The sequence below is a fragment of the Thalassiella azotivora genome, from assembly GCF_054781695.1.
On record NZ_BAAGTX010000002.1, the window covers coordinates 171,398 to 189,699 of the forward strand.

16 protein-coding genes and 1 tRNA gene are annotated in these 18,302 nt (G+C 76.1%); 9 read left to right on the top strand and 8 right to left on the bottom strand.

Annotated elements, in window-relative coordinates:
* Positions 1-89: 89 nt before the first annotated feature.
* Positions 90-569 carry a hypothetical protein gene (locus ACYVQV_RS02425; RefSeq protein WP_461021663.1) on the bottom strand — a complete coding sequence of 160 codons (480 nt, stop codon included), beginning with the start codon at positions 567-569 and terminating at the stop codon, positions 90-92.
* Between the two features lie 103 nt (positions 570-672).
* Positions 673-746 (bottom strand) — tRNA-Met (locus ACYVQV_RS02430).
* A gap of 123 nt (positions 747-869) precedes the next feature.
* On the opposite strand from ACYVQV_RS02430, the gene ACYVQV_RS02435 reads away from it, so the two are divergent.
* Together ACYVQV_RS02435 and ACYVQV_RS02440 are read left to right on the top strand one after the other, a co-directional pair.
* Positions 870-1,742 carry a histidine phosphatase family protein gene (locus ACYVQV_RS02435; protein WP_461021664.1) on the top strand — a complete coding sequence of 291 codons (873 nt, stop codon included), beginning with the start codon at positions 870-872 and terminating at the stop codon, positions 1,740-1,742.
* A complete protein-coding gene (locus ACYVQV_RS02440; protein WP_461021665.1) occupies positions 1,729-2,664 on the top strand; it encodes an NAD(P)H-hydrate dehydratase in 936 nt (311 codons plus the stop codon). The genes ACYVQV_RS02435 and ACYVQV_RS02440 overlap by 14 nt, the downstream gene beginning before the upstream one ends.
* A 95-nt stretch (positions 2,665-2,759) precedes the next feature.
* On the opposite strand, the gene ACYVQV_RS02445 is transcribed toward ACYVQV_RS02440, so the two are convergent.
* The gene (locus ACYVQV_RS02445; protein ID WP_461021666.1) at positions 2,760-5,777 is read right to left on the bottom strand and encodes a UPF0182 family membrane protein; all 3,018 of its coding nucleotides are present in this window, start codon (positions 5,775-5,777) and stop codon (positions 2,760-2,762) included.
* Between the two features lie 104 nt (positions 5,778-5,881).
* Between ACYVQV_RS02445 and ACYVQV_RS02450 the strand changes: the two genes are divergently transcribed.
* Positions 5,882-6,511 carry a PPA1309 family protein gene (locus ACYVQV_RS02450; RefSeq protein ID WP_461021667.1) on the top strand — a complete coding sequence of 210 codons (630 nt, stop codon included), beginning with the start codon at positions 5,882-5,884 and terminating at the stop codon, positions 6,509-6,511.
* A 48-nt stretch (positions 6,512-6,559) separates the two neighbouring features.
* Here the strand turns inward: ACYVQV_RS02450 and ACYVQV_RS02455 are convergent, their stop codons facing one another.
* On the bottom strand, positions 6,560-7,753 hold the full coding sequence (locus ACYVQV_RS02455) for a YlbL family protein (RefSeq protein ID WP_461021668.1): 1,194 nt from the start codon (positions 7,751-7,753) through the stop codon (positions 6,560-6,562).
* A gap of 95 nt (positions 7,754-7,848) precedes the next feature.
* Positions 7,849-8,943, bottom strand: a complete 1,095-nt coding sequence (locus tag ACYVQV_RS02460) for an NAD-dependent epimerase/dehydratase family protein (RefSeq protein ID WP_461021669.1) — start codon at positions 8,941-8,943, stop codon at positions 7,849-7,851.
* 289 nt (positions 8,944-9,232) lie between these two features.
* Here ACYVQV_RS02460 and ACYVQV_RS02465 point away from each other — a divergent pair, with 289 nt between their 5' ends.
* Both ACYVQV_RS02465 and ACYVQV_RS02470 read left to right on the top strand, forming a co-directional pair.
* Positions 9,233-10,894, top strand: a complete 1,662-nt coding sequence (locus ACYVQV_RS02465; protein ID WP_461021670.1) for a zinc-dependent metalloprotease — start codon at positions 9,233-9,235, stop codon at positions 10,892-10,894.
* Positions 10,891-11,460, top strand: coding sequence for an NUDIX hydrolase (locus ACYVQV_RS02470; protein WP_461021671.1), 570 nt, complete (start codon positions 10,891-10,893; stop codon positions 11,458-11,460). The genes ACYVQV_RS02465 and ACYVQV_RS02470 overlap by 4 nt, the downstream gene beginning before the upstream one ends.
* Positions 11,461-11,507: 47 nt before the next feature.
* Here ACYVQV_RS02470 and ACYVQV_RS02475 read toward each other — a convergent pair whose 3' ends face one another.
* On the bottom strand, positions 11,508-12,755 hold the full coding sequence (locus ACYVQV_RS02475) for a trans-sulfuration enzyme family protein (protein WP_461021672.1): 1,248 nt from the start codon (positions 12,753-12,755) through the stop codon (positions 11,508-11,510).
* A 151-nt stretch (positions 12,756-12,906) separates the two neighbouring features.
* Between ACYVQV_RS02475 and ACYVQV_RS02480 the strand changes: the two genes are divergently transcribed.
* Entirely contained in the window at positions 12,907-13,416 is a 510-nt protein-coding gene (locus ACYVQV_RS02480; protein WP_461021673.1) for an Lrp/AsnC family transcriptional regulator, read from the top strand.
* Positions 13,417-13,476: 60 nt separating this feature from the next.
* On the opposite strand, the gene ACYVQV_RS02485 is transcribed toward ACYVQV_RS02480, so the two are convergent.
* Positions 13,477-14,091, bottom strand: coding sequence for a M48 metallopeptidase family protein (locus ACYVQV_RS02485; RefSeq protein WP_461021733.1), 615 nt, complete (start codon positions 14,089-14,091; stop codon positions 13,477-13,479).
* Between the two features lie 173 nt (positions 14,092-14,264).
* Positions 14,265-15,077 (bottom strand): enoyl-CoA hydratase/isomerase family protein, encoded by an 813-nt coding sequence (locus ACYVQV_RS02490; RefSeq protein ID WP_461021674.1) that lies wholly within the window; start codon positions 15,075-15,077, stop codon positions 14,265-14,267.
* A 320-nt stretch (positions 15,078-15,397) separates the two neighbouring features.
* On the opposite strand from ACYVQV_RS02490, the gene ACYVQV_RS02495 reads away from it, so the two are divergent.
* The 3 genes from ACYVQV_RS02495 to ACYVQV_RS02505 all read left to right on the top strand — a co-directional run bounded on the left by ACYVQV_RS02495 (position 15,398) and on the right by ACYVQV_RS02505 (position 18,296).
* A complete protein-coding gene (locus ACYVQV_RS02495) occupies positions 15,398-15,562 on the top strand; it encodes a DUF5679 domain-containing protein (RefSeq protein ID WP_141789218.1) in 165 nt (54 codons plus the stop codon).
* 167 nt (positions 15,563-15,729) lie between these two features.
* Positions 15,730-16,980: a thiamine biosynthesis protein ThiF gene (locus tag ACYVQV_RS02500; protein ID WP_461021675.1), complete on the top strand. Its 1,251-nt coding sequence runs from the start codon at positions 15,730-15,732 to the stop codon at positions 16,978-16,980.
* The gene (locus tag ACYVQV_RS02505; RefSeq protein ID WP_461021676.1) at positions 16,977-18,296 is read left to right on the top strand and encodes an ABC1 kinase family protein; all 1,320 of its coding nucleotides are present in this window, start codon (positions 16,977-16,979) and stop codon (positions 18,294-18,296) included. The genes ACYVQV_RS02500 and ACYVQV_RS02505 overlap by 4 nt, the downstream gene beginning before the upstream one ends.
* Positions 18,297-18,302: the final 6 nt, after the last annotated feature.

An 18,302-nucleotide genomic window follows, 5' to 3' on the forward strand; every position in this document is an offset into this window, starting at 1 on the left:
GCCCATCTCGGGAGCGGGACACCCCTCGTACGGTCCGCGTGACCGGCGAGGGCAGCACGGCCGCGCACGACGTCGTCCCCAGAGGCGTGCTACGTCGGGAAACGTGTCGACACGAGCTCTCGCATGCGCCGCTCGACAGCCAGCCGCTCGCCGGGCGTGCTGAGCTGGTCGAGCTCGTGCAGCAGGAGGGCGAGCGCCCGGTCGAGCTCGCTCTGCTGGTCCCAGGCCACGAGCCGCGCGTAGAACGCCCTCTCGAACCGGGCCACCGGCAGGTCCCACAACCCGAAAGCACGCAGGAGCAACCGGTACCGGGCGTCGTCATCCTCCGCCGGAGGTACCTCCATCCCCCACTCGGCCAGCATCGCCCGGACCGTGTCGCCCGCATCCGCCCGCGTCGCACCGCGCGGCAGAGACGCCATGTCGACGGTGGCCCAACCCCCGAGACCGAGCGCCACGAGCTCCTCGGCGAGGACGACGGCCTCCTCCAGGCCCGGACGCGTCGGCATGGCGACCTCGACCGCCACGGCTCTCAGCCGACGGACGAGCTCCGCACCGGGATGAGTGGTCACGCCACCCATCGTCCTCTCCCAGGTGCGGGGGCCGTTGCGTGGGGAGCAACCACACAGCAACAGGGCCCGGTCTGCGTTTCCACAGACCGGGCCCTGTTCGTTGTAGCGGGGGCAGGATTTGAACCTGCGACCTCTGGGTTATGAGCCCAGCGAGCTACCGAGCTGCTCCACCCCGCGTCGGTGGCTCAACCATAAGCGGGTGCCGCCCGGCGGGGCAAATCGAGGTCGCGGTGCACCCGGCGGGTCGGGTGCTCCGCGCCCGAGATGCGGCTCCCTCCCCCGCCAGCGAAGGTGACGAGCATGGACGCGAGGGCGGCACACCAGCACACGGACCAGGACGAGCCGGGCCGAGGGGCCGACGGTGCACCGGCCACGCACCGGGTCCGGCCGAGCATGGCCCGACTGGTCCTGGTGCGCCACGGCGAGAGCGTCGGCAACGTCGCCGACGCCGAGGCACGACGGCGCGGTGCGCACCGACTCGACCTCGACGTCCGCGACCCCGACGTCGAGCTCTCCGGCACCGGCCGGGACCAGGCCGCCGCCGTCGGCCGGTACCTGCGCGACCTCGACGAGGACGAGCGCCCCCACGTCGTCGTCACCTCGCCGTTCCAGCGGGCGCTCGGCACCGCGGAGACGGCCCTGGAGGTGGCCGGCCTCGACGTCCCCCTCGTCGTCGACGAGCGGGTGCGCGAGCGCGACCTCGGCGCGTTCGACGGGATGACGGGCGACGGCATCAAGGCCACCTTCCCCGACGAGGCGGAGCACCGCGGCAAGGTGGGCAAGTTCTACTACCGACCGCCCGGCGGCGAGAGCTGGTGCGACGTCGCCCACCGGGTGCGATCCGTCCTGCGCGACCTGCACGACGAGCACCGCGACTCCCGCCTCTGGCTGTTCTCCCACCAGGCGGTGATCATGAGCTTCCGGCTCGCCATCGAGGGACTGCGCGAGGCGGAGCTGCTGGAGATCGACCGGGAGGACCCCGTCCCCAACTGCTCGCTCACCACGTACGCGCGCACGGACCACGGGCGTCTCGAGCTGGTCCGGTACGCCGACACGACGGCCGTCGAGCGGACCGAGGCACCGACCACGGCGGAACCCGGGGCCGACGACGCCGCGGACGAGCAGGCCGACGAGCAGGCGGACCCGTCCGAGGGACGACGTGACGCCTCCTGAGCCTCGCGCGGAACCGGGAGCGGCCGGTCGCGCGACCGCCGGCGCGCCGGACCCGGTCGCGGTCACGACCCGGGTGCTGCGGGACTGGCCGCTGCCCGCGCCAGGCGACGACAAGGAGTCCCGCGGCCGCACCCTCGTCGTCGGCGGGTCCTGCGCCACGCCCGGCGCCGTGCTCCTCGCCGCCGAGGCGGCCCTGCGCTCCGGCGCCGGCAAGCTCCAGGTCGCCACGGCACGGTCCGTCGCCCCGGCTCTGGGGGTCGCGCTGCCCGAGGCCCTCGTTCTGCCGCTCCCGGAGAACGGGGACGGCGACCTGGACCCGCGCTGCGCCGAGCAGGTCCTGGACCTGGCGGGCGGCTGCGACGCCGTCCTCGTCGGGCCCGGCCTGCGCGACCCCGACGGCGCCGCCGACCTGGCCCGTCGCCTCGTCCCGCACCTCGACGCGTTCGTCGTGGTGGACGCCCTCGCGCTCGCCCACCTGACCGAGCACCCGGACGCCGTGGCGCACCTGGGTGGTCGTGCCGTCCTCACCCCGAACCTGCGCGAGCTGGCCCGCACCCTGCACACCGACGACGAGCAGGTGGAGGACGACCCGGCGGCCGCGGCCCTGGCGCTGGCCCGCCGCTGCTCCGCCGTCGTCGCCGCCGGCGGTTCGACGTCGTGGACGGCGGCACCGGACGGGCGCCGGTGGTGCGACGACACCGGCGGGCGGGGCCTGGGGGTCTCCGGGTCGGGCGACGTCAAGGCGGGGTTGGTGACCGGCCTGGCCGCCCGCGGTGCCGACCCCGCCCAGGCGGCGGTCTGGGCCACGCACCTGCACGGGCGGGCCGGTGACCGGCTCGCCGCCGCCGTCGGGCGGCTCGGTTTCCTCGCCCGCGAGCTGCCCGCCCAGGTGCCGCAGGTGCTGTCCGAGCTCGAGGTCTGACGCCCCCACGCGGCCGTTCCCCGCTGGGTGACCCGACGGACGACGGCCCCCGACCGGTCAGGTCGGGGGCCGTCGTCCGCGGCGAGCCCACCGCGTCACGGCGCTGCGGTGTCCTCCGGGGCCTCCTCGGTGGTCGCCTCCTCGTCGGTGACCGGCGGGGCGGCCCCCCGGATCTCGGCCTCCGCGTTGAGCGCGTCCTCGATCGCCCGCTGCAGGCGCTGCTGTGCCTCGCCGTAGGCGGTGAAGTCCTGCTCCGCGAGCGCCGCCTGCCCGTCCTGGATGGCCTGGTTGGCCGCCGTCAGCGCCTGCTGGAGCCGGACCTCCGCCTGAGCCGGCGCGCTCGGCCCGGCGTCCGGGTCGGTCGGGTCCGTCGGGACGTCGGACGGGTCGCCCGCCCCCGCGTCGCCGGCGGTCGCACCGGAGTCCCCGCCGAACACCTGGTCCAGCGCCGCGTCGAGGGTCTCGGCGAAGCCGATCTGCTCGCCGAACGACACCAGCACGCGCTGCAGCTTCGGGTACGACGTCTCCCCGGCGCTCTGCACGTACACCGGCTGCACGTAGAGCAGACCACCACCGACCGGCAGCGTCAGCAGGTTGCCGCGCCGCACCTCGGAGTCACCGCGGGCCAGGATGTTCAGCTCGTTGGACACCGTCGGGTTGGCGTTGAAGTCGTTCTGCACCTGACCCGGTCCGGGGACGACCTCGCCGCGGGGCAGCTGGAGCAACCGGATCTTGCCGTAGCCCTCGGCCTTCTCACCCCCGGCGTCGCCCGCGTCCGCGTCCACCGCCACGAACCCCGTCAGGACGTTGCTGACGTTGCCCTGCGTGGCCCTCGGGATGTACGCCGACGTCAGCGAGAACGACGGGTCGTCCTGGCCGGGCATCTGCAGCGTCAGGTAGTACGGCGGCTGCGCCTCGCCCTGGTCCGTCGGAGCCGTCGGGTCGGCCGGCACCTGCCAGTAGTCCTGACCGGAGTAGAACGCCTCGGCGTCGGTCACGTGGTACTGGCCGAGGACGGTGCGCTGCACCTTGAACAGGTCCTCCGGGTACCGCAGGTGACCCATGAGCTCACCGTCGATCTCCGACAGCGGCTGCACCGCACCGGGGAAGATCTTCATCCACGTCTGCAGCAGCGGGTCCTCGTCGTCCCAGGCGTACAGCGTCACCTCGCCGGAGTAGGCGTCCACCGTGGCCTTCACCGAGTTGCGGATGTAGTTGATCTCCCGCTGCTGCAGCGCCACGACGCTGGAGGACGTCTGTGTCAGGGAGTCGACCGTCACGTCGCCGAGCGGCTGGGTGTCCGCGTACGGGTAGGCGTCGGTGACCGTGTACGCGTCGACGATCCACGTCACCCGGCCGTCGACGACCGCCGGGTACGGGTCGCCGTCCAGGGTCAGGAACGGCGCGACCTTCTCCACCCGGTCGCGCGGCGCGCGGTCGTACAGGATCTGCGACTCGGCGTTCACCGCGTCCGACAGCAGGATGTTCTGGTCCCGGAACTTGATCGCGTACAGGAGCCGGTTGAACAGGTTGCCGACGCTGGGGCCGCCGTCCCCGCTGAACGTCGTGTTCGCCTGGCCCGTGCCGTCGCCCTCGTCGGTCGGGAAGTCGAGCTCACGGGGGGCCGCCCCCTCCGGCGCGCCGACGATGGAGAAGTCGGGGGACTTCTCACCGAAGTAGATGCGCGGCTCGTACTCCCCGAGCACGCCCGTCGACGGGATGCCCTGCTGCATGAACGCCGGCTCGCCGTCGTCGTTGCGCTGGTTGCCGTACGCCGCCACGACCCCGAAGCCGTGGGTGTACACGGCGTGGTCGTTGAACCAGGAGCGCTGGTTGTCGGGCAGGCCCGACAGGTCGAGCTCCCGGACGGCGATCACCGTGTCCCGCACCTCGCCGTCGATCTCGTACCGGTCGACGTCCAGCGGGTCGGCGAACGTGTAGTACTGCTTGTTGCGCTCGAGCTGGCGGAACGTCGGGCTGACCAGCGCGGGGTCGAGGAGGCGGATGCTCGCCGCCGTCTGCGCGTCCTCGCGCAGCGCGCCCCGCTCGCCGGTGGCCGCGGCGGCGTACTGGCTGACCTCGACGTCGTCGATGCCGTACGCCGTCCGCGTCGCGTCGATGTTGCGCTGGATGTACTCGGCCTCCCGGGTCAGCTGGCTGGGCGTGACCTGGAAGCGCTGGACCAGCGCGGGGTAGATCCCACCGACGACGACGGCGGACACCACCAGCAGCGCGACGCCGATCGCCGGCAGCCGCCACGTGCCGCCCCGGCGCGCGGCCGCGACGAAGAACAGGACGGCGACAAGGACGGCGATCGCGGCCAGGATGCTCTTGGCCGGCAGCACCGCGTTGATCCCGGTGTAGCCGGCACCGGTGAACCGGTCGTTCTCCTCCGTGAGCGCCGAGTACCGGTCCAGCCAGTACGCGCCGGCCTGCAGCAGCACCAGCAGGCCCACCAGCCCGGCCAGGTGCACCCGCGCGGCGTTGGTCGTGCGAGGGCCGCTGCCCTGCAGGCGGATCCCGCCGTACAGGTAGTGGGTCGCGGCGCCGGCCAGCAGCGCCAGCAGGAAGACGGCCGTCAGGAAGCCGACGACGAACCGCAGGAACGGCAGCGTGAAGACGAAGAACGACAGGTCCATGCCGAACTCGGGGTCCCGCGTCCCGAACGGCGTCCGGTTCAGCCACATCAGGGTCGTCTGCCACTGCTGGGCGGCCGCCGACCCGGCGAACAGCCCGAGGCCGAGCGGGAGCACCACCATGACGAGGCGGCGCAGCGGCTCCAGGCTCTCCCGGTAGCGGTCGAGGTTCTGCTGCTCGACGTCGACCGGCGCGTACACCGGCCGGGACCGGTAGGCCCAGGTGATGCTCGCTCCGACGGCCGCGGCCATCAGCCCGCCGCCCACGACGAACAGCAGCGCCTGCGTCACCAATCGGGTGCGGAAGACCTCGCCGAAGCCGAGCTGGCGGAACCACAGCACCTCGGTCCACACCTCGGCGAGCAGCCCGAGGACGACGGCCAGCCCGGCCAGCACGATGAGGGTGGGGACCAGCGGCCCCCGGCGTCGGCGCTGCAGGACCGGCCGGGACGGGCCCGGGCTGGTGGCGAAGCTCACGGTGGGTCTACCTCACGTCGTCGGCACGGCGGGCGTGGCCCGATCCTCGCACGCGGCCCGGGGCACCAGCAGGCGGCGTCCGGCGCACGTGCCAGGATCGAGGGGTGACGCCCTCTACCGGACCCAACGGCGCGGAGCCCGACGGGGTTCCGCGGTCCCCCGGGGCCAGCGCGGCCGACGCGCCGACGGACCGCCCGACCGACCCGCCGGACCCCCTTGACCGGGCCGTCCGCGAGCTGGAGCGGCACGTGGCGCGCGGCGGCTGGGACGCCCCGGTGCGCGTGTTCGCGCTGATCCGCACGGCGCAGGCGCTGCGCCGCGACCCCTCGCTCGCCGAGCAGCTGCCACCCGACCTCGTGGCCAGCGCGCAGGCGGACCCGGACCACATCACGTCCGTGGAGCAGGAGGGCCTGCCGCAGGCCGACACGATCGAGGAGCTGCTGGCCCAGATCACGTGGGGCCCGTCCGTCGACGGGGCCGCGCTCGTCTGCGAGCGGCTCGTCGTCCCGCCGGAGGCCGAGGCCGACCTGCCCGACGACCCGGACGAGGCGCTGGCGCGGCTGATGGAGCACCCGCAGCGCCAGGACGTGCGCCTGGCCGTGGGCGTGATGCGCGACGGCGCCACGCGCTGCGCGATCCGCACCCGCGCGCACGACGAGGACCACGCCGTCGGGACCGGTGCGGACCTCGCCCCCGGGGTGGCCGCCGCGCTGCGGGCGACGCTCGAGCCCTGACGGGGGCGCGACCGGCTCGGTCGCAGGTCGGCTCGGTCGCAGGTCGGCTCAGTCGCAGGTCGGCAGGTCCCGCGTCCCCTGGCCGGCGCCGATCGCCTCGACCGCGGCGCGCGCCTGCTCCAGGGTCTCCACCTCGACCACCCGCAGGCCGTCGGGGACGTGCCCGACCACCTCGGGGCAGTTGCCGGCCGGCGCGAGGAACCACTCGGCTCCCGCGTCCCGGGCGGCCACCAGCTTCTGCTGGACCCCGCCGATCGGACCCACCGTGCCGTCGGAGTCGACCGTCCCGGTGCCCGCGACGTGCTCGCCGCCGGTCAGCGCGCCCGGGGTGAGCTTGTCGATGATCCCCAGGGCGAAGACCATCCCGGCGCTCGGTCCGCCGATGTTCTCGATGCTGATCCGCACGTCGAACGGGAACTCGTACGTGGGGTCGACGAGGACGCCGAGCAGCGTGCGCCCGTCCTCGCTGCCCGTGGTCGTCACGGTCACCGGCACCGTCGCGCCGTCCCGCACGACGCCGACGACGACGTCGTCACCGGGCTCGGAGCGCTGCAGCACGTCCCGCAGCTGCGGCAGGTCGGTGACCTGCTGGCCGCCCACGGCGACCACCACGTCCCCCTCGCGCAGCACGTCCTCGGCCGGGGCGTCCGGGGAGAAGCCGGCGACCGTCAGGGTCGTCGGGACCGGGACGTCGAGCTCGTGCAGCGCGGCCGCGGTCGCCTGCTCCTGCGACGTCACCATCTCCTGGTTGCTCTCCTGCTCGATCGACTCCCTCGTCACGTCGGGCGGGAAGAGCTCGTCCCGGGGTCGCACCGACACGTCCGGGTCGAGGACGCCCGACACCAGCTCGGCGAGGTTGACCGGGCTCCCCGGTCCCCCGTCGACGGACACCGTCAGCAGGTCGAGCCGGCCGTCGGTCGGGTAGGTGCGCTCCCCCTCGACCGCGATCATCGGCGCACCGCCGTGCGTGCCCAGCACGTCGCGGACCGGGCCGGGTCGCACCACGGCGTACGGGACGGGCAGCATCGACACGGCCGCCATCAGGGCGACGGTGAGCAGGCCGAGGACGGCGGTGACGGCGTGCCGCGGGTCGAGCCGGTCGGCAGCGGGAGCGGCAGGCGCCACCGGCTGACCGGCAGCCGTGGCGGCGCCGGGCTCGGAGGCTGCGCCGGACGCAGGCGGAGCCGGCGGCGGGCCGACGACGTCCGCACCACGCTGCTGCTGGTCGTTCTCCGCGGTCACCGGGGCCGGTCCTCCTTCGTCGACCTGCGGACCGGGTGCCCGGGTCGCTGCCCAATATCGCACCCGCGAGGACCGCCGGCCGGTCGGGCCCTCGGTCAGGCCCGTCCGCCGCGCCGGCGCCCCGCCCGCACCCGCGCCTGCCGCCACACCGCCGCGGTGCCGACGAGGGCGACGGCCGCGCCCGCGGCACCGAGGGCGGCGTCGCGCCGCTCGAGCCGGCGGGCGGCCACCGCGTGGTGGCCCGCCACGTGCTCGAGCAGCTCGCGCAGGCACTGCTCGTTGTCGTGGGCGGGACGCCAGCCCGCCTCCCGCAGCCGCTGCGCCGACACGACCCAGGGGTGGACGACGTACGCCAGGTCGGTCGCGGGCATCGGCAGCACCCCGACGCGGTGCAGGCGCTCGGCCGTCCCGAAGGCCAGCGCGGCGGGGAGGTCGACGCGGCGCATCCCGCTGAGCCGCTCGACGTCGTCGGCCGACAGGGCCCCCGGCGCGCCGACGCCGACGTCACCGTCGATCCCGTCGAGGACGACCCGCAGGACGGCGGCGCCGAGGTCGGCGACGTGGCAGAACTGCCAGGCCGTGCGGGCCTCCCGCACCGACAGCAGCCGCGGCGCCTCGAAGTGCCGGGTGCTCAACGTGTCGACGCCCGGTCCGACGAGGGCGGCGGGACGCACGGCCGTGACCGTCAGGGCGGGGTGGGCGGTCCGCGCCCGGGCGACGACCTGCTCGACCTCCAGCAGGTCACCCACCACCCCGGTGTCGGGTTCGGCGAGCAGCGGCGCGTCGTCCGCCAGCGGGACCGGCGCGTCGGGGCGGGCGCCGTGCACCATCGCCGAGCCGACGACCACCACGTGCCGGGCACCCACCGCCGCGGCGGCCGTGAGCACCGCCTGCGCGGAGCGCACGACCCGGGCGCGCCGCGTCGGGTGGTCGACCGCCAGCGCCGCCTCCAGGTCGTCGGGGCAGGCGACGTGGACGACGACGTCGGCACCTTCCAGGGCCCGCACGACCGTCGGCGAGGCGGTGTCCGCGGCGACCGCGGCGACGTCGTCCGGCAGCACGTCCCCGGGGTGGTCGTCGGGTGCGGGCGCCGGCGGGACGACGGCGACGACGCGGCGCAGCCCGTGGCCGACGGCGGCGGCGAGCGCCGCGGTGACGGCACGCCCGGCCGGACCCGTGGCACCGGTCACGACGACGACCGGCCCCGACCGCCGGCCGCGCCTGCGACGCGACGGCGTGGCACCCGGCTGACCGGTGGAACCCACGCACCCTCCCCGGAGTTGTCCTGACGAGCCGGTCGGCCGGCGCTCGCGCGGCGACCTCGGCCGCGGGAGCGGTCGGCCGCCCCGGCGGCACCGGCTCGGGGACGGCCGGACGGTGGGTACCGTGGGAGGCCGTCCGCTGCACCGGTCCGGTGCGGTCCATCATCCCGGTGCGAGCGGCGCGGTGTCCGGCACCCGCGCGTCAGGAGAACGTGAGATGAGCGACGTCCCGCACGACCCGACGGACGACGACCCCCGTGACCGTCCGGACGGCGAGCAGGAGCCCGAGCCCGGTGAGCCGGCCGGGTCGAGCGGGTCCACCGGGCCCGGGCCGCGCGGTGGCGACGTGGGGTCCCGCAGCGGTCTCGGCTTCGGCGGTCCCGGACCGCAGGGCGGGTCGTCGGCGTCCGGCCCCTCCGACGACGACGACAACCCGCTCGCGGCGCTGCTGGGCCAGCTGATGAGCGGCGGCCTGCCCGGTGGTCTACCCGGCGGTCTGCCCGGGCTGGATCCGGCGCAGCTGGCGGCCGCGGGGATCCCGACCGACCCGGCGGCGCTCAACCAGGTCCTGGCGCAGGTGCAGCGGATGCTCAGCACCGCCGGGGACGGTCCGGTGAACTGGGACCTCGCCAAGGACCTCGCGCGCCAGACCGCGGCCCAGTCCGGCGACCCCACCGTCAGCGGCCCCCAGGCCCGCGCCACCGGCGAGGCCCTGCGGCTGGCCGAGACGTGGCTGGACGCCGTCACGGACCTGCCCGCGTCGTCGGCGACCGCGCAGGGCTGGTCGCGGGCGGAGTGGGTCGAGTCGACGCTCGCGACGTGGCGCCGCCTGGCGGAGCCGGTCGCGGCGTCGGTGGCGGACGCGATGGCGGCGGCGATGGCCCAGCAGGCACCGGAGCAGATGCAGCCGTTCATCGCCCAGGCCGGCTCGATGATGCGCCAGGTCGGCGGTGCCGTCTTCGGCATGCAGGTCGGGCAGGCGGTCGGGGCCCTGGCCTCGGAGGTGCTGTCCTCCCACGACATCGGCGTCCCGCTGACGAGCGGCGGGACGGCGCTGCTGCCCGCGAACGTCGAGGCGTTCAGCGAGGGCCTGGGCGTGCCGGTGGACGAGGTGCGGCTGTACGTCGCGCTGCGCGAGGCCGCCCACGCACGGCTCTTCGCGCACGTGCCGTGGCTGCGCGCCCACGTCCTGGGCGCCGTGGAGGCGTACGCGCGCGGCATCACCATCGACACCGCGCTCATCGAGCGGGCGGTGCAGGACGTCGACCCCACCGACCCCCAGGCCCTGCAGCAGGCGCTCTCCGAGGGGCTGTTCGAGCCGCAGCGCACGCCCGCGCAGGAGCAGGCGCTGGCCCGGCTGGAGACCACGCTGGCCCTCGTCGAGGGGTGGGTCGACGAGGTGGTGGACCGCGCGGCGTCGGGGCAGCTGCCGCACGCCGCCGCGATGCGCGAGACGATGCGCCGCCGTCGGGCGGCCGGCGGGCCGGCGGAGCACACCCTCGCCAGCCTGGTGGGCCTGGAGCTGCGCCCGCGGCGCCTGCGGGACGCCGCGACGCTGTGGCGCACGCTCGAGGAGGCGCGGGGCGCCTCGGGGCGGGACGCCGTGTGGGAGCACCCCGACCTCGTGCCCACCGCGGAGGACCTCGACGACCCCACCTCGTACGCGACGCGGCGCGGTGACGCCGAGGCGGCGTCCGCGGAGGTCGACGCCGCCCTCGCCGCGCTGCTGGCGGACGAGGGCGCCCCACGCCCCACCGAGGGCGGCATGACCGGCGACGGGGACGACGGCCGGCGCGCCGGCGAGCCGAACGACGGGGACGGGCCGGACGACGGGGAGGGGCCGGGTACCGGTGACGCGGGCGGTGACGGCCCGCGGTGAGCCTGCACGCCGAGGCGGTCCGGCTGCTCGGGGCCTGGACCGCGCCCACGACCACCCAGGACGTCCTGCGCCGCACCTACCTCGAGCACCTCGCCCACCACCCCGACGGCGTGTTGCGGGACGGCCCGCCCGCGCACCTGACCGCGTCCTGCTTCGTCCTCGACGCGTCGCTGGGGCGGGTCTGCCTGACCCTGCACCGCAAGGGCGGCTTCTGGGTGCAGCCCGGTGGTCACTGCGAGCCCGGCGACGCCGACCTCGCCGCCGCGGCCTGGCGCGAGGGCACCGAGGAGACCGGCCTGCCGGGGCTGACGGTGCTGCCCGACCCGGTCGACCTCGACCGGCACGCCCTGTCGGCGGCGTTCGGGCGCTGCACCGAGCACCTCGACGTGGCGTTCGTCGCCCTGGCACCGGACGGCGCCACGCCGGTGGCCAGCGAGGAGAGCGACGAGGTGGCGTGGTTCGACGTGGACGCCCTGCCGGACGGCGTGGTCGGTGACCTGCCCCCTCGGCTGGCCGGCGCCGTCGTCGCCGCCCGCCGCCACCTGCTGGTGACGGGCCGGCTCTGACCCCGTCAGCTCAGACCCGTCAGCTCAGACCCGTCAGCTCAGACCCGTCAGGCGTGCGCGGCGCGGATCGCCCGGTCGAGGTCGGCGAGCACGTCGTCGGCGTCCTCGAGCCCGACGGACAGCCGCAGCAGCCCCGGCGCGGGCTTCGCGTCGCCCGCGACCGGCCGGTGGGTGAGCGCCGCGGGGTGCTGGATCAGCGTGTCCACCCCACCCAGGGACACCGCGTGGGTCGCGAGCCGGACCCCCGCCGCGACCCGGCAGGCCGCGTCGTAGCCGCCGTCCACCTCGAACGCGAGCACGGCACCGGGGCCGTCCATCTGCCGCCCGACCAGCCCGCGCGGGTCGCACTCGGTCAGGCCCGGGTAGTGGACGGTGCGCACGTGCCGGTGCCCGAGCAGGGCCGCGGCGACCTTGCCGGCCGTCTCGCCCTGCGCCCGGACCCGCAGCGGGAGGGTGGGCAGCCCCCGGTGCAGCAGGTACGCCCCCAGCGGGTGCAGCAGCGCGCCGGTGACGGCGCGCACCCGCCGGAGCCTGGCGGTCCACTCCACCGCGCGCGGGCCGGCCGTCGCCACCACGCCGCCCATCGCGTCCCCGTGACCGCCGAGGTACTTCGTGGCCGAGTGGAGCACCAGGTCGGCGCCGAGGGCCGCGGGCCGCTGCAGGACCGGCGTGGCGAACGTGTTGTCGACGAGGACGGCGGCCCGTGGTGACCGCTGCCGGACGGTCGCGACGACCGCCGCGACGTCGACGAGGTCCAGCGTCGGGTTCGCAGGGGTCTCCAGGACGACGAGGGCCGTGTCGGCGCGCAGCGCCGCGACGAGGTCGCCGGCCGCGGCGAAGGTCACCTGGGGGCCGAGCACGCCGGTCGCCAGGAGGTGGTCGCTGCCGCCGTACAGGGGCCGGACGGCGACCACGTGCGGGCGGGCGCGCTCGTCGGTGAGCGCGGCCGCCTCCCCCAGCCCCACGAGCACGGCGCTCAGGGCCGCCATCCCCGTGCCGAAGGCGACCGCCCCGTGCGCGCCCTCGAGGTCGGCCAGCGCGTCCTCGAACCGGGCGACCGTCGGGTTCCACAGCCGCGCGTACACGTGCGAGTCGTCGGCGCCGGGCGCGCCGCCGGTGGCGAGCAGCTCGTAGCTGGCTCCCCCGGTCTCGACCCCCGGGAGCGGGTTCGTGGTGGACAGGTCGATCGGCAGGGCGTGGACGCCGAGTCCCGTCAGGTCGCTGCGTCCCGCGTGCACGGCCCGGGTGCGCAGGGACGGGGCGGGGGCGTTCGAACGGGGCGTCTCGGTGGTCACGTCGGCTCCTCGGGTTGGCGTGGCCCGGGTCACGGGCCGTCGACGGGAGTCTGAACGAGACGATGGCAGGATGGGGGCGGGACCGAACGTCCTTCGGTCAGACGCCCGGAGGACGACGAGGTCTTCGACCGTGCGGGATCAGGAGGACCAGGTGCCGAAGATCGTTCGACCCCCCGGGCAGGACCTGGACGACGTCGACCGGGCACTGCTCGCCGAGCTCGAGGACGACGGGCGGGTCAGCAACGCCGAGCTCGCCGCGCGCGTGGGCGTGGCGCCGTCCACCTGCCTCGCGCGGGTGCGCGAGCTGCGCCGGCGCGGGGTGCTGCGCGGCATCCACGCGGACGTCGCCCCCTCGGCGGCCGGGTTCCCGCTGCAGGCGATGATCGCCGTCCGGCTCCGGCTGCACGTGCGCGAGCAGGTGGAGGCGTTCCGGGCCAGCGCGACGTCCCTGCCGGGGGTGCTGTCGGTCTTCCACGTGTCGGGCACGGACGACTACCTGCTGCACGTGGCGCTGCCGAGCGCCGAGTCGCTGCGCGACTTCGTCCTCGAGCACCTCACCGGCCACCCCGCCGTCGGGCACACCGAGACCAGCCTGATCTTCGAGCACCTGCGCGGTGCCACGAGACTCGGCCTGCGCGACGGGCCCACCCGGGCGCGCTGACCCCCACCGGCCGGCTGCGCCCCCGCCACGCGAGCGGTCCGGTGCCGCTGGACCGGCGGTTCAGGTGCCGGGCACCCGGGCGACGTCCGCCGCACCAACCCGCCGCGCGGGCGCCTGCGCGGCGCCGTCCACGTCGTCCCCGGCCTCGTCGTCGTCGGCTCCCGAGAGGGGCGGCAGGTCCCTGCCCGCCGCGAAGCCGTCGAGGTAGCCGCGGGCGCGCTCGGTCCGCGGGTAGCCCTCCAGGAGCCGCCAGAACGCCGGGCCGTGCCCGGGTTCGATCAGGTGGGCCAGCTCGTGCAGCAGCACGTAGTCCAGCACCCACGGCGGCACACCACGCAGCCGCGTCGACAGCCGCACCGTGCCGTCCGCCGGGGTGCACGACCCCCAGCGGGTGTGCTGGTTGGTCGCCCACCGCACGCTCGACGCCCGGGCCCGGCCACCGAGGTAGCGCTCGGACAGCTCGGCGGCCCGCTCGGTGAGCACCTCGTCGCTGGGGCGGCGCCGTCGCTCCTGGGCGGCGAGCCGCTCGAGCATCGTCGCGACCCAGGCCTTCTCCTCGGCGCGGGTGAACCGCGCCGGGATGGCCACGACGACGGCGCCGTCCTCCCGGTAGGCGGTGACCGTCCGGCGGCGGCGCCTGCTGCGCCGGACCACGACCGGCGGGTCCCCCGGCACGGTGGGGCCCTTGCGCGGCTCACCGGCAGCGGGCGCGCCGGCTGTGGCCCTGCTCACGCGGCCACCGTACCCGCGGGCGCCGGCCCTCCCCAGGACCCCGACCCGGTCGTGACCGCCGTGTGACCTGCCCTCGCGTCCGTGCCGACCCGCGGTGACGGTCCGCGGCGCCCGCCTCAGCGGCCGCGGAAGTGCGGGGCGCGGCGCTCGCGCTGGGCGGCCAGGCCCTCCTGCAGGTCGTCGCCGGCGAGCGTGACGGCCTGGGCGAGGGCCTCCCACCGCAGCGCCGTCGCGTGGTCGGCGTGCCCGCCGTCCCGCAGCGCCAGCGTCGTCAGCCGGGTGGCGACGGGTGCCTGCGCGGCGACGTCGCGAGCGAGCGCCAGCGCCTCGTCGAGCACCTGGTCGCCCGGCACCACCCGCGACGCCAGACCCAGCCGCACGGCCTCCTCGCCGCGCACCAGCCGGCCCGTCAGCAGCAGGTCGCGGGCGACGGCCAGCCCGGCCACCTCGGGCAGCGACCACGTCGTCGCCATCCCGGGGTGCAGGCCCAGGGCGGTGAACGGGACGCCGAGCCGGGCGTCCGCGGCGACGACACGCAGGTCGCACGCCAGCGCCAGGGCCAGGCCCGCGCCGATCGCCGGCCCGTTGACGGCGGCGACGACCGGCACCTCGAGCCGCCGCACGCTCAGCCAGTCCGAGTAGAACGCGTGCATCCGGCTGCGCAGCCGGTCGACGTCGCCGCCCTCCCCCAGCCAGGACAGGTCACCCCCCGAGCAGAACGCGCTGCCGGCGCCCGTGACGACGACGCAGCGCAGCCCCGGCACCTCGCGCAGGTGCTCCACCGCGGCGACCCACGAGCGGGTCATCGGGTCGGACATCATGTTCCGCCGCTCGGGCAGCTCCAGCGTCAGCAGCGCCACGCCGTCCGCGGGGTGCTCGAGACGCAGGTGCTCCAGCGCGGGGGCGTCGGCGGTGGTCCGGTCGTTCACGCCGGTGAGGTTAGCCGGGTGGTGCGGACCCGGCGGTGACCGAGCCCCGGGTCGTGCGCCGGCCCGCCGAGGTCGCGTGCCGTCGACCGGTCGGGACCGGCTCGGGGAGTGGCCGGGGAGCGGCTGGGGAGCCGGCCGGGGACCCGCCGGACGCGCCGGTGGGGGTGCGTGGGCTCGTGCTCAGCCCGTGCTCGGCTACTGTGGCTGGCGATCCTGGCCCGCCAGGGCGACCGCCCCGGTCCGTGCGAGCGGGCACAGGCGTGCCCGGCGCGCGCACGGGGGGACCAGGGCACCGAGCCGACCAGAGAAAGGGGCCACACGTGGCTGAGACCGGCGAGACCTACAAGGGCGAGTTCTACTGCGTGAAGTGCAAGGAGAAGCGCGAGGCGGAGGGCAACGTCGTCGAGACGAACGGCCGCCGCATGGCGAAGGGCAAGTGCCCGGTCTGCGGCACCAACCTGAACCGCATCCTCGGCAAGGCCTGAGCACCGCAAGTCGCTCCGGAGGGCGGGAGGGGACACCGGTCCCCTCCCGCCCTCCGTGCGTCCGGGTCCGATGCCGCCGAGTCCGATGCCTCCGGCGCGACACGCGAACCACCCGGTGCTGTGGACGGCGGCACCGCAGCGCGTCCGCACCCGGACATCCTTGGCGCATGGGGCTGCGACTGAGACCGGGGCTGGCGACGGCCTGGAGGGCACCCGGCAGGCTCCAGGTGGGGCTCGACGCCGACGCGGTGCTGCTCGACGGCCTGTCCCCGGACGACGAGCGGGTGCTGGACCTCCTCGACGGTGCCAGCGGACCCGCGGAGCTGCTCCGGCGCGCCGGCCGCGCCGGGGTCGACGTGGGCCGTGCCCGGTCGCTGCTGCTGCGACTCGAGAGCGCAGGGGTGCTGGCAGGGGGTCGGGTCGCCCACGACCTGGGCGTCGGCCCGCGCGACGTCGGGGCCGGGACGGCGCCGGGAGCGGTGCCCGACCGCGACCTGGACGCCGTTCGGTCCGACCGCGCGCGTCCTCGCTCGTCCGCGACGGTGGCGGTGGCGGGCCTGTGCCCCACGGGCCTGACGGTGGCGTCGTGGCTCGCGCACGCCGGCGCGGGCACCGTGGTGCTGGACGACGACCGCCCGGTCCGGGCCGCCGACGTCGGCCCCTGCGGCTACCGCCCCCGGGACGTGGGCAGCCCGCGGGCGAGGGCGGCCCGGGCGAGGGTCAGCCGCTCGGCGCCCCGGACGCGGACCGCCGTGGGCGGCGACGTCCGGCCCGACCTCGTGGTGCTCGTCGCCCACGGCGCGCTCGACCCGGCGCTGACCGAGGGGCTGGCCCGCGAGGACGTGCCGCACCTGCCGCTGGTGCTGCGCGAGCGGGTCGCCGTGGCCGGGCCGCTGGTGCTGCCGGGCCGCTCGACGTGCTGCCGGTGCGTGGACCTCGCCCGCGCCGACCGGGACCCGGAGTGGCCGCGGGTGGTCGACCAGCTGGCCCGGGGCGGCCGCAGCGGGCACGGCCACCTCACGACCGGGTACGCCCTCCGCGGGCCGGCAGGCGCCCGGTGGGCCGACGCCGACCCAGCGCTGGTGGCCCCGGCGGCAGGGCTCGCGGTGGCCCAGGCCCTCGCCCACCTCGACGGGCGCGACGTCCCGGCCACGGTGGGCGCCACGTTGGAGGTCGTGCTCCCCGACGGCCTGGTCGGGGTGCGGCCGTGGGCGCCGCACCCCGCGTGCGGGTGCACGTGGCGGTCCCTCGCCGGCCCTCCCGGGACGTCCCGGGAGGTGACCGGGCAGGCCGCCGGACGGGCGAGTCCCCGGCCCGCCGCGACGCTCACCGCGGCGCCTCGCGCACGGCCCACCCGACCCGGCGAACCCGTGCCGTCGCGCGTCCCGGCGGCGTCCGTGGACACAATGGGCGGGTGACGGACCTCCCCCGGCGCGCCTTCGCGCGCAGCGCGCGCCTGGCCAGCCTCCCCGTCGGGTTCGCCGGACGCACCGCCCTCGGCCTGGGCAAGCGGGTCGGCGGCAAGCCGGCCGAGGCGGTCGCCGCGGAGGTCCAGGCCCGCACGGCCGAGCAGCTGTTCAAGGTGCTCGGCGAGCTCAAGGGCGGGGCGATGAAGTTCGGCCAGGCGATGAGCATCTTCGAGGCGGCGCTGCCGGAGGAGATCGCGGGGCCGTACCGGGCGACGCTGACCAAGCTGCAGGACGCCGCTCCCCCGATGCCCGCCGCGTCGGTGCACAAGGTGCTGGCCGACCAGCTCGGGCCCCAGTGGCGGCGCCGGTTCGCGGAGTTCGACGACACCCCCGCCGCGGCGGCGTCGATCGGCCAGGTGCACCGGGCCGTGACGAAGGACGGGCGGGCCGTCGCCGTCAAGGTCCAGTACCCCGGTGCGGGTGAGGCGCTGATCTCCGACCTCAACCAGGTGTCGAGGGTGGCGCGGGTCGCGGCCGGCTGGATCCCCGGGCTGGAGCTCAAGCCCGTCCTGGAGGAGCTGAAGGCCCGCGTCGTGGAGGAGCTGGACTACGAGGCGGAGGCGGAGTCCCAGCAGGCGTTCCACAAGGCGTTCGCGGACTCCGAGGAGATCGTGGTGCCGCAGGTGCTGGCGGCCAGCGAGCGCGTGCTGGTCGTCGAGTGGCTGGACGGCGTCCCCCTGTCGCACCTGATCACGAACGGCTCGCAGGGGGAGCGGGACGTCGCCGCCCGGCGCTACCTGGAGTTCCTGCTGCGAGGGCCGCAGAGCTGCGGCCTGCTGCACGCCGACCCGCACCCCGGCAACTTCCGACTCACCCCCGACGGCCGGTTCGGTGTGCTGGACTTCGGCGCGGTCAAGCGCCTGCCGGACGGGATGCCGACGGAGATCGGCCGGCTGCTCACCCTGGCGCTGCGGGACGACGCCGCCGGGGTGGTGGAGGGCCTGCGGGACGAGGGCTTCATCAAGGCGACGATCGACGTCGACCCCGACGGGCTGCTCGAGTACCTCGAGCCCTTCCTCGCGCCGGCCCGCTCGGAGACGTTCCGGTTCAGCCGGGAGTGGCTGCAGGAGCTGTTCACGCACATCAACGACCCCCGCCGCCCGCAGTGGTCGATGGGCATGAAGCTGAACCTGCCGCCGGAGTACCTGCTCATCCACCGGGTGTGGCTGGGCGGGATCGGGGTGCTGTGCCAGCTCGGCGGCGAGGTCGCGGTGCTCGACGTGCTCGCCGACTACCTGCCGGAGTTCACGCCACCCGACCGGTGACCGCGG

What these genes read in the sequence shown, in the direction of transcription:
- ACYVQV_RS02500 (WP_461021675.1), top strand. Translation starts at nt 15,730, where the DNA reads ATGGGGCTGCGACTGAGACCGGGGCTGGCGACGGCCTGGAGGGCACCC.
- ACYVQV_RS02465 (WP_461021670.1), top strand. Translation starts at nt 9,233, where the DNA reads ATGAGCGACGTCCCGCACGACCCGACGGACGACGACCCCCGTGACCGT.
- ACYVQV_RS02435 (WP_461021664.1), top strand. Translation starts at nt 870, where the DNA reads ATGGACGCGAGGGCGGCACACCAGCACACGGACCAGGACGAGCCGGGC.